Source organism: Corynebacterium jamesii, assembly GCF_046097395.1.
In the GTDB taxonomy this organism is placed as follows: Bacteria; Actinomycetota; Actinomycetes; order Mycobacteriales; family Mycobacteriaceae; genus Corynebacterium.
The window spans coordinates 95,487-110,119 of sequence record NZ_CP175789.1 but is presented as its reverse complement, the minus strand read 5'-3'; the positions used below and the strand labels follow the sequence as shown (position 1 = coordinate 110,119).

The 14,633-nt window shown below is 62.0% G+C and carries 13 protein-coding genes and 1 tRNA gene; 5 read left to right on the top strand and 9 right to left on the bottom strand.

Features of this window, described 5'->3' with window-relative positions:
- The first annotated feature begins 39 nt into the window (after positions 1 to 39).
- Positions 40 to 2,151: an acyltransferase family protein gene (locus tag ACKFRT_RS00505; RefSeq protein ID WP_408925363.1), complete on the top strand. Its 2,112-nt coding sequence runs from the start codon at positions 40 to 42 to the stop codon at positions 2,149 to 2,151.
- A 139-nt stretch (positions 2,152 to 2,290) separates the two neighbouring features.
- A complete protein-coding gene (locus tag ACKFRT_RS00500; RefSeq protein WP_408925362.1) occupies positions 2,291 to 3,466 on the top strand; it encodes a hypothetical protein in 1,176 nt (391 codons plus the stop codon).
- Positions 3,467 to 3,482: 16 nt separating this feature from the next.
- Here ACKFRT_RS00500 and ACKFRT_RS00495 read toward each other — a convergent pair whose 3' ends face one another.
- The 8 genes from ACKFRT_RS00495 to ACKFRT_RS00460 all read right to left on the bottom strand — a co-directional run bounded on the left by ACKFRT_RS00495 (position 3,483) and on the right by ACKFRT_RS00460 (position 10,553).
- Positions 3,483 to 4,646, bottom strand: coding sequence for an acyl-CoA dehydrogenase family protein (locus ACKFRT_RS00495; RefSeq protein ID WP_408925361.1), 1,164 nt, complete (start codon positions 4,644 to 4,646; stop codon positions 3,483 to 3,485).
- A 141-nt stretch (positions 4,647 to 4,787) separates the two neighbouring features.
- Positions 4,788 to 4,861, bottom strand: a tRNA-Leu gene (locus ACKFRT_RS00490).
- Positions 4,852 to 5,859 (bottom strand): Ppx/GppA phosphatase family protein, encoded by a 1,008-nt coding sequence (locus ACKFRT_RS00485; protein WP_296214374.1) that lies wholly within the window; start codon positions 5,857 to 5,859, stop codon positions 4,852 to 4,854. Before ACKFRT_RS00485 ends, ACKFRT_RS00490 begins: the two co-directional genes overlap by 10 nt.
- 31 nt (positions 5,860 to 5,890) lie before the next feature.
- Positions 5,891 to 6,457 carry a DUF501 domain-containing protein gene (locus tag ACKFRT_RS00480; RefSeq protein WP_296214372.1) on the bottom strand — a complete coding sequence of 189 codons (567 nt, stop codon included), beginning with the start codon at positions 6,455 to 6,457 and terminating at the stop codon, positions 5,891 to 5,893.
- A 67-nt stretch (positions 6,458 to 6,524) separates the two neighbouring features.
- Positions 6,525 to 7,262 carry an FtsB family cell division protein gene (locus ACKFRT_RS00475; protein WP_408925360.1) on the bottom strand — a complete coding sequence of 246 codons (738 nt, stop codon included), beginning with the start codon at positions 7,260 to 7,262 and terminating at the stop codon, positions 6,525 to 6,527.
- 105 nt (positions 7,263 to 7,367) lie between these two features.
- Positions 7,368 to 8,645 (bottom strand): phosphopyruvate hydratase, encoded by a 1,278-nt coding sequence (gene eno / locus ACKFRT_RS00470; protein ID WP_296214368.1) that lies wholly within the window; start codon positions 8,643 to 8,645, stop codon positions 7,368 to 7,370.
- A 213-nt stretch (positions 8,646 to 8,858) separates the two neighbouring features.
- Positions 8,859 to 9,731, bottom strand: a complete 873-nt coding sequence (locus ACKFRT_RS00465) for a lytic transglycosylase domain-containing protein (protein ID WP_408925359.1) — start codon at positions 9,729 to 9,731, stop codon at positions 8,859 to 8,861.
- Between the two features lie 99 nt (positions 9,732 to 9,830).
- Positions 9,831 to 10,553, bottom strand: coding sequence for a metal-dependent transcriptional regulator (locus ACKFRT_RS00460; RefSeq protein WP_408925358.1), 723 nt, complete (start codon positions 10,551 to 10,553; stop codon positions 9,831 to 9,833).
- 123 nt (positions 10,554 to 10,676) lie between these two features.
- Between ACKFRT_RS00460 and ACKFRT_RS00455 the strand changes: the two genes are divergently transcribed.
- The 3 genes from ACKFRT_RS00455 to ACKFRT_RS00445 are packed head-to-tail and all read left to right on the top strand — an operon-like array spanning position 10,677 to position 13,258.
- A complete protein-coding gene (locus ACKFRT_RS00455; protein ID WP_408925357.1) occupies positions 10,677 to 11,588 on the top strand; it encodes a metal ABC transporter solute-binding protein, Zn/Mn family in 912 nt (303 codons plus the stop codon).
- Between the two features lie 3 nt (positions 11,589 to 11,591).
- The gene (locus tag ACKFRT_RS00450) at positions 11,592 to 12,401 is read left to right on the top strand and encodes a metal ABC transporter ATP-binding protein (protein WP_408925356.1); all 810 of its coding nucleotides are present in this window, start codon (positions 11,592 to 11,594) and stop codon (positions 12,399 to 12,401) included.
- Positions 12,401 to 13,258: a metal ABC transporter permease gene (locus ACKFRT_RS00445; RefSeq protein ID WP_408925355.1), complete on the top strand. Its 858-nt coding sequence runs from the start codon at positions 12,401 to 12,403 to the stop codon at positions 13,256 to 13,258. The genes ACKFRT_RS00450 and ACKFRT_RS00445 overlap by 1 nt, the downstream gene beginning before the upstream one ends.
- Here the strand turns inward: ACKFRT_RS00445 and ACKFRT_RS00440 are convergent.
- On the bottom strand, positions 13,255 to 14,598 hold the full coding sequence (locus tag ACKFRT_RS00440) for a MazG nucleotide pyrophosphohydrolase domain-containing protein (RefSeq protein WP_408925354.1): 1,344 nt from the start codon (positions 14,596 to 14,598) through the stop codon (positions 13,255 to 13,257). The genes ACKFRT_RS00445 and ACKFRT_RS00440 overlap by 4 nt on opposite strands.
- Positions 14,599 to 14,633 lie beyond the last annotated feature (35 nt).

Sequence of the window (14,633 nt, the reverse complement as noted above, 5' to 3'; positions counted from 1 at the left end):
ATAAGCACCTCGCACTTGAAAAAAGGTTCACTCGCTCCCATGCCTCGCCCAATAAACAAGAATCAGCGGTATGTATCCGGACTAGATGGCCTGCGAACGATCGCAGTTGCTGTCGTTGTGCTGTACCACCTGCACGTTCCCGGCTTCGTCGGGGGCCTCATGGGCGTGGGCGTATTCTTCACGCTATCGGGTTACCTCATCACCGCCAACCTCATGCGTTCGTGGGACAAGAAGGGCAACCTGACGCTCCGCGCCTTCTGGTTGCGCAGATTCCGGCGCCTCATGCCGGCGGTGATAGTCACGCTAATCGCCACCTTGATCTTGGCGGCAGCACTCACCCGCGACAAGCTCACCGAGCGCTTTTGGGAGGCGCTGTCCGCCCTGTTCTACGTGAACAACTGGCACACCATCTTCCAAGAGAAGTCCTACTGGGATAACTTCGGCGGACCGAGCCCGCTGAGCCACATGTGGTCGCTGTCCGTCGAAGAACAGTTCTACCTGCTCTGGCCCCTGGTATTGCTTGTGCTGTTGGTTGTAACCCGCTCGCGGATTGGTGCGCTGATTGGGACCTTGCTGCTGACGGGAGTTTCTTTTGCCTGGATGTGGATGCTGGCCGCCTCAGGGATGGACAACACACGCGCATACGAAGGCACCGATACCCGCGCCGGCGCCCTGTTGTTGGGTGCGTGCCTGGCGATTTGGCTTTCCTCCCGTCGCCAAGCGGGTAAGTCCGTCGAACCTGCGAAAATTACCGCGAACCTGTTCGGCTTTATCGGCTTGGCGGGCATCGTGGCGCTCGTCGTGCTGGTGGAGCAGGAGTCGATGTTCCTGTACCACGGCGGGCTGATCCTGCTTTCCGTCGCTTCCGTGCTGGCGATCTTCTCCGTCCTGCACCCGGATAGTCTGTGGAGCCGGGTGTTGGGCTTTGGCCCCATCCGCTGGCTCGGCGAGCGTTCCTATGGCATTTACCTGTGGCACATGCCGGCGATTGCCTTCATGCCACAGTCATGGCTGGAGAATAATAAGCTCCTGGCCAGCGTTATCGCCATCGGCGTGAGCGTTACCCTGGCCGCTATCAGCTGGACGCTTATCGAGGATCCGATCCGCAAGCATGGCGTGATCCCGCCGATCAAGGCATGGCTGCGTAGTCGCAAGGCAGACCGCGAGGTCGGCGACAGCCGCGACAACTCGGGGGCTGCTGCCGGCATCTTCCGCCAACGCTTCCCCACCTACTTCACTTCCGGTGCCGCTGTGGTGCTGGCCGCGGTGGTCGCTATTGGTGCGACGCCCATTAGCATCAACCCCACGGCATCCCAACAGGAAGCTGGCGCGGGCAAGGGCGGCGGCGAGCCTGCGATGGAGCTGGATCCTTCACAGCGTCCGGGTGGCGCTGGGAAGGCTGCGGGGTCGCAAGATCCCGCTGCTGAGGGGACGCAAGATCCCGCTGCTGAGGGGTCTGCCGCTGACGTCGACCAGGAACCGGATTCCAAGCTGATGAGCTGCAAGCGCGTGGTGCACGTCGGCGATTCTACGTCCATCGGCATGTTCGCCAACGACATGGTGAACGATCCCAAGAACACTGCCTTCGAGACGTATCTGAAGTACGGCGCCGAGGAAGTCATTGACAGTGTCTTCGGCGCGCGCAACACCACCGAGGGCTGGCAGTCCGAGGACGGCTCGCAGAGCTACCCGCCGGCCATCGACTCCGTAAAGGAGCTGCTGCCCACCGCCGCTGGCCCGGATACCTGCTGGGTTATTGCTACCGGTGTGAACGATGCGGCGAACTACGCGGCGGGTGCAAACCTGGCTGCCCCAGAGCGCATCAAGATCATGATGGACATTCTGGGCGACCAAAAGGTCATGTGGCCGACGGTCACCACCAACACCAACGAGGGCTACTACGCGAACTCCAACATGGAGGAGTTCAACCAGGCTCTGCGTGACGCGCAGAAAGATTACCCGAACCTGCGAATCTACGACTGGGCCGCCGAGGCAAAGCCCGAGTGGTTTGCCGAAGGCGATTTCGCCCACTACGGTCCGGAGGGCAACAGCCAGCGCGCCGAGCGCTTCCCCGCTGCCCTTGCCAAGGCCTACCCGAAGTCGAAGGGCGGCCAGCCCTCCGACGAGTTGGTGGTGAACTCCGGGCTGTAGAGCCAAACTCCCAAGAACGTAAAATCCCAAGAACGTGCGGAAACACATTAAGCTTCTGTACGTTCTTCTTTAATACAAGGCTTATGCAGCGCGAGTGAGATTAGCGCTCATAGGCGGTTCAACGTGTAGGAGCCCAGGCGTGGAATCACCGGAAAACGGCAGCCGGAACCAGCGAGACCAGCGAACCCAGCGGAACCAGTGGAACTCGCAGAGCTCAGGGGCACCGAATGACACTCGCAGCTCGCGCGACTCACAGAATGAGTGGAGTTCGCGGAACGAGTGGAAGAACGTGGTGCGCTCGGACGAAGCTCCGGCTGCGGAAGCCGATGCGGAGACTAACTCCAGCACGCACCCCTCCACGGAGCCTTTCGAGCTGGTATCGCCACCCCAGCAGCCAGCTTTCAATCCCATTTCAGCCCCAGGTGCCGGCCCCAGCTCCGGCCCCGCGCCCGTATTCGGCCCGGGCATGGCTCCCCCACCTGCGGCGGCTCAGGCCATGGCGCGGGTTCAGCCTCCTAAGAAGAGTTCGGCACTTCTTCCGGCAATCGTCACCTTCATCGTCTGCGTCCTGCTGCTGGCAGGTGGTCTGTTCGGGTACAAGAAGCTCACCGAGCCCTCCGGTAGCGAGGCTGCCCCCGGCAAGCCTTTCGCAGCCTCAGGAGCGGCGCCTGACACAGAGTCCGGTGCAGGATCTGATGCAGAGCCAGCCGCGGATGACTCCGACGACGGAACCGAGTCCGGTGGGTCTGACGAGTCCGGGGAGCAGTTCGACGCCGCCGACCTGATCCCACGGATGGCCTCCATGACGGTGCCCGACTTCAGCGTGCTGGAAGATGCCGAACGCTCCGATGAAACGAATTTTCCGGCAGTCACTTTGAACGATGGCATATACGGCGAACCCGGCTATGGCTTCAGCATCGGACTCGGCAGCAACGATCCAAGCGGGGATCGTGACAAAATCTCCCCGATCTACGCACAAGGCGACCTTAACGGTGACGGGGAGGACGAGATCGTTGTGCAAATGTACAGTAACCGGGGAGGAAACAGCTACGTTAACCACTTCGTGGTGTACGACAAGAACCTCACCCCGATGGGATACACCCAGGTGGATGACCTCGACGAAGAGCTGCCGACTATGGGGCGACGAGGCCAGACGGTTGACGAGATGAAGGTCGAGGATGGAAAGCTGTTCTTCGACTACCTCGGATACGGCGATTCAGACCCGATGTCCTCCCCCTCCCAGCGCACGCAGGTCTACCTGACCTGGAACGGCGGCACGGACTTTGAACTGGCCGAGCCGCCGACCTTCCTCTAGCCCCCTAGCCCACTCGCTAGTCCTGCTTAAACTCGCGGGCGATCAGCAGCTTCATAATCTCGTTCGTGCCGCCGTAAATGCGCTGCACGCGAGCATCCGTGTACATGCGGGAGATCGGGTACTCGCGCATGAAGCCGTAGCCGCCGAACAGCTGCAGGCAGCGATCCGCCACGGAGCTCTGCAGGTCGGAGGCCAGGTACTTCGCTGCCGAGGCCTGTGCGGGCGTCAGCTTGCCCTCAATGTGTAGCGCCGTGCAGTGGTCGGTCAGCGTCTTCGCCGCCAACGTCTCACTCGCGCACTCGGCTAGAACGAACTGGGAGTTCTGGAATCCCAAGATCGGACGGCCGAAAGCCTCACGCTCGTTGACGTAGCGGATGGTTTCGCGCACGGCACCCTCGCAAGCGGATGCACCAGCGATAGCCAGGATCAGGCGCTCCTGCGGCAACTGCTGCATCAGCTGCAGGAAGCCCATACCCTCCTTGCCTCCCAGCAGGTTATCGGCGGGCACGCGCATGTCGGTGAAGAACAGCTCGCGGGTATCCTGACCACGCTGGCCGATCTTGTCCAGCACGCGGCCACGCTCAAAGCCCTCGAGATCCTTGGTTTCGGCGACGATCAGGGACAGTCCCCTGCCGCCCGGCTGGTCGTTGGTTCGGGCGACAATCACCACAACGTCGCAGTGCGTGCCGTTAGTGATGAAGGTCTTCGAGCCGTTGATTACCCATTCGTCGCCATCCAGCTCCGCGTGGGTCTTGATGGCCTGCAAGTCGGAACCGGTTCCGGGTTCGGTCATGGCGATAGCGCCGACGAGTTCGCCGCTAGCCATGCCCGGCAGCCAGCGGCGGCGCTGCTCCTCCGTGCCGAGTTGGTAGATGTAATGGGCGACGATCACGGAGTGCACACCGTTGTGCCAGGCGGAGTCGCCAGCCAGGGCGAGCTCCTGCTGGATCACGGCCTCGTGGGCAAAGGTGCCGCCACCCCCGCCGTACTCCTCGGGGATGGAGGCGCACAGCAGGCCAGCGTCGCCAGCCTTGTTCCAGAACTCGCGCTCGACCTGGTGGTTTTCTTCCCACTTCAGCTCGTTGGGAGTCACCTCCCTGGCGATGAACTCGCGGGCGTGCAGGCGTAGGGCGTCAGTTTCCTCGGTTTCCCAGGTGGCGCGGTAGTTATCCAGAATCATGTCGATGGCTCCCTCAAAAGTGAATCGAAACGCCGGCATGTGATTTTGCCAGCAAAATACTTTCTCGGGAACAACGCTACAACAGCACGATCGTGAGCTGGATCACTTTCGAGAAGAAGTTCTAAAAGAAAAACAAAAAAGTCCCCCCAGTCGGACTCGAACCGACACTGAACGGATTTTAAGTCCGCTGCCTCTGCCAATTGGGCTATAGGGGGCGTGCCATGACCTCGGCCAGCATCCCGTCCAATATATCCTTTTCGCTAATCGTGATTTCACTGAGCCCCCAATCCAGGAACTGGGATGCGAAAGCATCCACCACGATTGAGCCGCCACCGATCACATCCGCGCGGCCCGGGTGCATAGGCCCGTACTCGCAGCGCTGGGGTGGCGTCAATCCCACAAGATTACGCGCCGTGGCGCGGAATTCCTCCAGCGGCAGGGCGGCCATGTGAATGCGCTCGGGGTCGTACTCGGACAGGCCAAGGGTCAGGGCTGTAAGGGTGGTCATCGTACCCGCCACACCCACGACCTGATCCACGCCGCGCAGATCCACGTGAGAGCGCACCTGCTCCATCAGCTCCTCAACGAACTCACGCGCAGCGGCGACCTGCTGCTCTGTGGGCGGCTGATTGTGCAGAAAGCGCTCCGTCAGGCGCACACAGCCCATGTTGGCAGAGAAAGCCTGTGGCTGGCGCCCCGGCCCGTGAACCACGAACTCCGTGGAACCGCCGCCCAAGTCGATGACGCAGACCGTGCGATCCTGCGCGCCCGGCAGATCCGTGACGGCGCCGCGGAAGCTCAGCTCCGCCTCCTGCTCGCCGGAGATCACCTGCGCCACCGCCCCCTCGCGCACCCGGCCCAAGTGGCGACGGGTGATGTCGAAGAACTCCTCGCGGTTCGCCGCATCGCGGGTAGCAGAAGTTGCGCCCATCATCACGTCGATCACACCGTACTCCGCCATGCGGTCGGCGTAGATCTGCAGAGCCTTGTCCACGCGCTGCAGGGCCTCGTCGGCGAAGCGACCCGTGGCATCCACGCCCTGGCCCAGGCGCACAATGATGTTATCCCTGTTCAGCTCGTTAATCCGACCGTCGGCGGTACGTTCGCTAATCAGCAGGCGGATGGAGTTTGTACCACAGTCGATCGCGGCGAAACGGGAGTTCTGGGGATCGTGGGGCAGCTCGTGAGAGGTATCGTTCTGGGCAGCGCTCATAGTTCTCCAGGCTACCGCAGTGGCACGGCTGCTACTCTGTTACGCTCGCGGCCTCCATAGAAGTGCCAAGCGCGGCCGAGGTCGGCCAATCGGCAGGCAGGGCCGTGCCTTCTAGCTTCGGGTTGTTCTCAATGGCCAGTGCCACAGCTTCGGTGCCCAGGCGCACCCGCTGCGGCCCTTCTGCCAATGCGTAGGCGATCAACACGTGCAGGCACTTCACACGGTCGGGCATGCCGCCGCCGGAAAAGTCCGTGCCCAGATCCTCCATCTTGTTGCGTTCGGCCAGGTAGTGTTCGTGTGCAGCCTGATAATCAGCTGCCAGCTCTTCGTCTTCAGCTAAGCGGGCCTGCATCGTCTTCATCACACCAGCTACCTCTAGGCGGGAAGCCTCAGCGGTAAGTCGTGGGTCCGTCAGGTAGTACAGCGTGGGAAACGGGGTTCCGTCGGGCAGCTTCGGTAGAGTTTTTACCACGGCCGGAACGCCATCGGGCGTGTAGTAGCTAACCTCCACCACGCCGCGTAGTGGTCGGCCGAGCTGCTGGCGCATCACTTCGAGGTCGTCGTCGGTCGGTGGTCCGGGTTGGCGCTGATTAGTCATATCCTGGGCTTTCTGGGTTCTACTTTGGGGCTTACTCTTGGTCTATCCCTGGGGGTTAGCGCGGGTTCTAGTTTGCTGGTGCGGGTGCCTGCTCTGGTGCTGCGGGAGCAGGCTCTTGCTCAGGCGCGGGGGCTTCCGGATTCTGCTGTTCCGGCTTCTCCTCTGGCACGGTCGGCAACTTGTGATCCTCGTTCTCCGGGTCTTTTTCCTCCACCAGCTCTTCCGGGGTGGCAATCGAATCCCACAGTTGCGCATACCAATCGCGGTTGCCGTCGCCTTCGCCGGTGGATTCTTCTTCCGCCTCGGTCCCCAGCTCCTCGGCGTTAATCTTCGGGGAAATGATGCGATATGCGGACTCGCCCGGCTCGATCAGCCCCAGTCGCGTTCGCGCCTGTTCCTTGATGAAGTCCTCATCGCGGTAGCGGTTGAGCTCGTTTGTCAGTTCCGCCTTCGTCTTTTCCTGGCTCTCGATCTGCGCATTCAGCCGGGCCAGCTCGGCGCGCTGCTCAAAGTAATTGCGCAGCGGGTTCGTGATGGAGATCGCCAGGAAGATCACCATTAACAGAGCCACGAGCCACGTTGTTGGGCTCATGTTCTTGGGCACTTCTACAAACGATCGCGCCATGCGCTTCGGCGCGGACTGCGCGCGCTCACGACGCTTCTCGCGCCTCTCGATCGACCGTGCTCTGGGCAACCGGGCGGACGCGGGGCGGTCGTTACCTTGCCCCTCTTTTTCGGACGCCACGTCTCCCCGCAGCTGATCCTCCGGCTCCCTGTCCGGTTCGCCCTTGGTCGATTTACTCATGGTCTACAGAGTCTAGCGAAGCGAGGCTGAAATGCGAGTAGCCCACGGCCACCGGTTGGGTGGCCGTGGGCTACTTACCTAGTGTGCGCTAGCGTGCCCGCGTAACTACTTCTTGAAGCGCGGGAATGCAGAGCGGCCGGCGTAAACGGCAGCGTCTCCCAGGATCTCCTCGATGCGCAGCAGCTGGTTGTACTTGGCAACGCGCTCGGAGCGGGCCGGGGCACCGGTCTTGATCTGGCCGCAGTTCAGGGCAACGGCCAGGTCGGCAATGGTGGTGTCCTCGGTCTCACCGGAGCGGTGGGACATCATGGTGCGGTAACCGTTGCGGTGTGCCAGCTCCACGGCGTCGAAGGTCTCGGTCAGGGTACCAATCTGGTTTACCTTCACCAGCAGGGCGTTGGCAGCCTTCTCCTCGATACCCTTGGCCAAACGCTGCGGGTTGGTGACGAAGAAGTCGTCGCCAACCAGCTGAACCTTGTCGCCAATCTTGGCGGTCAGGGCGGTGTAGCCCTCCCAGTCGTCCTCCTGCAGCGGGTCCTCGATAGAGACGATCGGGTAAGCCTCGATCAGCTCCTCGTAAACCTTAGCCATCTCCTCAGCAGTGTGTTCGCCACCCTCGAAGTGGTACTTGCCGTCCTTGAAGAACTCGGAGGAAGCAACGTCCAGAGCCAGTGCAACGTCCTCGCCAACCTTGAAGCCGGCCTTCTCGATAGCTTCGACGATGAGGTCCAAGGCAGCCTTGGTGGAGTCTACAGACGGAGCGAAGCCGCCCTCGTCGCCCAGGCCGGTGGACAGCCCCTTGTCCTTAATGACCTTCTTCAGGGTGTGGTACACCTCGGCACCGACGCGCAGGGCCTCGGAGAAGCTCTCTGCGCCGATCGGAGCGATCATGAACTCCTGGACGTCAACGCCAGAGTCTGCGTGTGCACCACCGTTGAGGATGTTCATCATCGGTACCGGCAGGACGTGGGCGTTCGGGCCGCCGACGTAGCGGAACAGCGGCAGCTCTGCGGCCTTTGCGGCGGCGTGTGCCACGGCCATGGAGACGCCCAAGATGGCATTTGCGCCCAGCTTGGACTTGTTCTCGGTGCCGTCTAGGTCGCGCATCAACTGGTCGATCAGACGCTGGTCGTCGGCCTCTACGCCCATCAGCTCTTCGTCGATCTCCTCGATGACGTTCTTGACGGCCTGCAGAACACCCTTGCCCTGGTAACGGTCGCCACCGTCACGCAGCTCGTGTGCCTCGTGCACACCGGTGGAGGCGCCGGACGGAACCGCGGCGCGGCCGAAAGAGCCGTCGTCCAGGACTACGTCTACCTCGACGGTCGGGTTTCCGCGGGAATCGATGATTTCACGGGCATCAATGTTGAGGATCAGGGCCATGTGTCTGCCTCCTTGGCATGTGGCATCGGGTGCCAAACTGTTGATTATCTGTTCTTGGGTTAACAGCTAACAAAGGTCTCCACCGCGCACCCGGACAACCTTCAATCGGCGCCGAGCACAGCGGTCTGCCTCCATTGTGGCACCGCCAGAAATTTTTCGCCGTCGCCGTGGCGAAACATGGCCGAAACTACCCCTCCCGAATGGGGGAACGACCTACAGCGGAGACTGCCCCAGGGCGTAGTTCGCCGCTGCGTCGCGTACCTGGAGGACGTACTCGTCGGAGAGGTTATACCCCTTGATCGCGCTCCTCCAGCCACTTTCAGTACTGAGGTCGCGCCCCTCATTGCACAGCAGCTTCGCCGCAGTGGCAGAGGCATCGTAAACGCTCTGCGGGTTCTTCTCGCCGTCACCATCGGCATCCACCCCGTAGATCTTCCAGGATTCAGGGATGAACTGCATCGGCCCCAGGGCACGGTCGTATTTGCGATCTCCGTCAAGCCGCCCGTCGTCGGTATCCTCCACCTTGGCGAACTCGCGGCCGTTGAGCTGCGGGCCGATGATGTCGGGCTCGGCGATGCCGTCGTCGTTGAGTTTGGACGCCCCGAAGCGCTGGCCGTCATAAGTCCCGTGGCGGGTCTCTACGTAACCGAGCCCGGCCAGAGTATTCCAGGACAGGTGGCAGTCGGGGGTCTCCTGCCGAGCGAAGTCTTCGGCCTTTCCGTAGGCCATGAGGGCCGGCAGAGGGATGTTTAGCTCCTCGGACTTCGGCTTAGCCCAGTCCAAAGCCTGCTGGTATGCGCGGTCGCTGTCTTGCGGGTCGAAGTCCGGCGCCGGACTCGCGGCCTTCGGTGGAATATCGGTGGGCACCGGCAGGCGGTCAGATTCCGCGTCGTGGTTACCCGTTACGAATCCGGCAACCAGATAGCCAACCAGGCCGATGATTGCCAGCAGCGCGAGCACTACGACGAAGAATCCGCAACCACCCAACAGACCCCGGTTCGGACGGCCCCCTGCGGCTGCGTCGTCGTCCCACGTCGGATCGGTCGGTTCGATCCTCTGCGGGCGGCGATAGCGGTGTGGCGCCATGAATGTCCTTCCTACTCCCTAGTACTCGCGTTAGTATTCGCACCCCGCGCGCGTTGGCACTTCTGGTGTTGATAATTTCGCGCTGATGATTCTGCGCTATTACTCCTGAGCGTTCCTCGACGACTTGCTCTTGGCTTTGCTCTCTGCCGCGGGGACGGCACTAACTAACACTGCGTTTAGGCTACTAGCTGGAAGTTGAACCCGCGTTTCCGACTCGACTATTTGCAACTCCGCCATATCCGCAAACACCCGCTCGCCGACGGCGATGTGCACTCCAGGGAGTACTCCGTGCTGGGTGAGGTAACGCACCAGAGCCGCATCCCTGTCACTGATGCGATCCACCACTAGGCGCTGGCCCTTGTGGGCGTCCGAAAGAAGAAAAGCCGAGCTTGCAGGAATGTGGCCGCCCTCGTCGGGAATAGGGTCACCGTGCGGGTCTCGTGTGGGGTTGTTCAGCAGGCTGGCGATGCGATCGACGAAGGTTTCGGAAACCGCATGCTCTAAAACCTCGGCCTCGTCGTGCACCTCATCCAGGCCGTAGCCCAAGTGGTTGCACAGAAAAGTCTCGATCAGGCGGTGGCGGCGAACCATGGTAAGGGCGATTCTGCGACCCGCTTCACTGAGCTCGATGTCCCCATAAGGGGCGTGATCGACGAGCCCCTGGGCGGCGAGGCGCTTGATCGCCTCCGAGGCAGTAGAAGGTCGCTGGTCCATGTGGCTGGCCAAGACGGAAAGGGAAACCCCACCTCCGGACCACTCCTGCAGATCGAAGATCTTCTTCAGGTAATCCTGGGACCTCTCGGGAAGGTCTGTGACATGCATGTCGACCAGTGTACGGGGGTAATCGGGGTTTTAAGAACTCAAGGGTGTGGACTAAGCTGCACTATATTGTTCAACCCATTGAACATTACGCCCCTCACTATCGGAAAGTTTATTACCTTGAAAATGAAGCCCAGTAAGAAGCTAGCGGCAACTCTGTGCAGCACAATCCTCGCAGTTGCAGGCACCACCGCCTGCAATAGCGAGAACACACCCGATGAAAAAGCCGAGGTTCTAACGACTTTCACCATCTTGGAAGACATCACCTCCAACATCGCCGGCGATACCCTCACCGTGCGCTCACTAACCCAGCCCGGCGCGGAGGTTCACGGCTACGACCCCACCCCCAGCGACATCGCCGCCGCGTCCGACGCGGAGCTCATCATCAACAACGGACTGGGACTGGAACACTGGCTGGACAAGCTGACCGCAGACAGCTCCGCCCAGCGCACCACTGCCAGCGACGGCGTGAAGCCCATCAACATCAAGGGCACCGATCAGCCCAACCCACACGCCTGGATGAGCCCCACCCTCGCCAAAACCTATGTGGACAACATCGTCCAGGCCTTGAGCGACCTGCGTCCGGAAAACGCAAAGACCTACGAGGACAACGGCAAGAAGTACAAAGACAAGCTCGACGACGTGCAGACCGAGCTCCAGGACGGCCTGAAATCCCTGCCCCGCCACCAGCGGGCACTGATGAGCTGTGAGGGTGCCTTCAGCTACCTCACCCACGATGCCGGCATGAAGGAGGGCTACATCTGGCCCGTCAACACCGAGGGCGAGATCACTCCCCAGCAAATCACCCAGGCAGCCGATTTCGTCAAGGACAATGACGTCCCCGCTGTTTTCTGCGAATCCACGGTGGAGCCCGGGCCGAAGGAACAGCTCATGCGAGATACCGGCGCCCGCGACGGCGGTACACTGTACGTCGACTCGCTCTCCCCAGCCGACGGTCCTGTACCGACCTACCTCGACCTTCTTTCTTATGACGCCCACACCATCGTCAAGGGACTGACCGACAAGGATGCGAAGTAACTAATGAACTCGCCACACTCTTCCCCCTCCCCCGCGCTGGTCGTCGACAATGTGCACGTGAGTTACGGCCACGTCGATGCTCTCACCGGCGTAAACCTGCAGCTCGGCTTCGGCCAGATCACCGCCTTGATCGGCATGAACGGCGCGGGCAAGTCCACCCTGTTCAAAGCCATCATGGGGCTGGTGCGCCCCACCTCCGGGAGCATAACGGTCAACGCCACCGGCTCACGCGGCACGGTGGCCTACGTCCCTCAACACGACCACGTGGACTGGAACTTCCCCATCAGCGTGCGCGACATTGTTGCCAGCGGACGGCGCCGCGCACGCTCCAAGGCAGGCCTGCTGCCGCAGGGTTCGGCGCTATGGGGGCTGAAGAGTTGGCGTCAAGAGAAAAGAAAAGACAACCGCATCATCGACGCAGCATTGCGGCAGACCGGACTGACCGACCTGCAAAACCGCCCCGTCGGCGCACTATCAGGCGGCCAGCGCAAGCGCGTGTTCGTAGCACGCGGTATCGCACAGGAGGCGAAAATCATGCTGCTGGACGAGCCCTTCGCAGGGGTGGATACGCAGTCCCAATCGCAGATCACCGCACTGCTACACGAGCTCGCCGAGGCCGGGACAGCACTACTGATCTCCACGCACGATCTGGACCGGCTGCCGGAGCTGTGCGACAACGTGGCGATGCTCAACCGGCGGATTGTGGCCGAAGGGGCGCTAGAAGAGGTTATGACAGCAGAGAACCTCGCCCGCACCTTCAGCAGCGCCGACGTGACGGACGCACGGCCGCTCGCTAGCGAGGAGACGCACTGATGAGCACACTTTCGACTCTTTTCGACCCGATCCTGGTGCCCTTAAGCTACAGCTTCGTCCACCGCGCGGTACTCGCGGCCAGCGTGATGGCCATCGTCGCGGGACTGCTGAGCTGCTGGTTGATCTTGGTGGGCTGGTCGCTGCTCGGCGATGCGGTCTCCCACGCCGTACTGCCCGGTGTGGTGCTGGCCTACATCACCGGAGCCCCCTTCGCCGTCGGTGCGATGCTGGCCGCACTCATCGCCGTCGGCCTGGTCGGCTCGGTGAAGGAAAGAACCACCCTGCGGGAGGACACCTCCATCGGCATCATCTTCACCGCCTTCTTCGCCCTCGGACTAGTGCTGCTTTCTGTCACGCCTAGTGGCACGCACTTGCAGGAGATCCTATTCGGTAACCTGCTGGGCATAACGCAATCCGCCCTGTGGCAGATTCTGGCCATCGGCGGCCTTGCCTTCGTGGTTTTGCTCGCCAATGCGCGCACGTTCACCCTGTGGGCTTTCGACGCCGAACACACCCGAACCATGGGCTTTAACACCAAGGCCATACGGTGGGCGCTGTTGGCGTGCCTGGCGTGCGTGGTGGTTGCCAGCGCACAAGCCGTGGGTGTGATCCTGGTGGTCGCGATGCTGATTACCCCCGGCGCGACTGCATACCTGTGGACGCGCCGCTTCCGCCGTATGCTGCTGATTGCCCCGTTGGTGGCGTGGGTCAGCTGCATCGCGGGCATCCTGCTGAGCTTCAACGTAGACGTATCCACTGGCGGCACGATCGTGCTAGTGCAGTCGGCCATTTTCGGGCTAACGTACCTCTTCGCCCCGCGTGAAGGCCTAGTACACGCTTTGCTAACTCGGCGCTAGTTGTTCTGGGCACGCAGCTTCTCACGAAACGCTGCCACCGCGTCGTGCAGTCGGCGCTCCGCCTCGCCCGGGCTGTCGAGCTCTAGGCCGACCATGGGGTAACGAATGTCGGTTGGGATCTCCGTATCGGGAATCCCCTGTGCACGAGCCTCGGAGATAACGGCCTCCGCGGCCGACAGTGCGCTGGTCGCGCCGCCGGCGACGGTCTGGGAAGCACTGGTGGTGCTTGCAGCACTAGCCTCACCCGGAGCGTGAACAGCCGGGAACTGCTGAGCGTGCGGCTCCTGGCGCGGGCTGGCAGGTGCTTGTGCTGCCGACTCGTGGGCTGCTGCTTGCTTCTGTGCCTGCGGTTCAGACTGCTTGTCGGCCTGTTTCTTGGCATCGAGGTAGCGCAGGTAGTCATCGCCGAAAGTCCTGACCCGCTGGGCCTCTTCCTGCTTCTTGCCCGCTTCCCACAGGCGATCTTGCTCCTGGCGCGGAACCTGGCGCTCTACTTCTTCGAACAAGTACGGAGCACGCGACCGCAGCTTCGCCGAAAACGCCCCGGCCACGTGCCCGATGTCGAAGGCGCCGCGGCGGTTCGCGATCTCCGCGTGGAACAGCACCTGTAGCAGCACGTCTGATAGCTCAGAGCACAGATCCTGCTCAATCCACTCCGGGCGCGCAGGCGCTGCGGCACCCTCCCCGACCGTATCCTCGGCGGCATCTTCTGCACCGGCTGCCGCACCGTCTTCAGCCGCAGGCTCCCAGCTCTCCATCAGGTCGATGGTGCGGGCCAGCTCCTCGGTTTCCTCCCGGAGGAACTTCACCAGGCTGGTGTGGGTCATGGCTTGCTCCCACTCCCCCTGGCGCAGAGCACGCGCCATGAGCGCGACCGCGTCCTCAATCTCGTCCATCACAGAGGCCGGAACCTCGGTGCGCGTCGTGCGGCGCAAACCTGCCACGGCGGCGGTGTGCTCATCGGTTCCAACGATCTCGCCATCCACCACGCCATCGCCCGAGTGGGTTATCTCGCGGTCGTCCTCCCCGGTGGGGGCGTCATCAACCAGAGAAGAAGAACCACCGGCCTCGAGCTCGCGTGCGGGCTCCATGTGTACTTTAAGGCTCGGTGCGGTGATGACCTCCTCGCCGGCCTGAATCCGCTCAATGACAGACTCGTTTTCCAGATCCGTCGTGACGATGATGCTCGACTCGTCGACCGTGTGGCCGCCCAGATCCGCGATGACCCAACGGACGCGGATCGGCACCTCCTCCGTGTAACAGACATCCTCGCGGAGCAGATCGACGGCATCCACGGGAATCATCGCGGGGAAACGGGGATCGAGCAATACGACTGACATGGCGGTTATTCTAGCGCGTCGGGGTTGAGGACGTG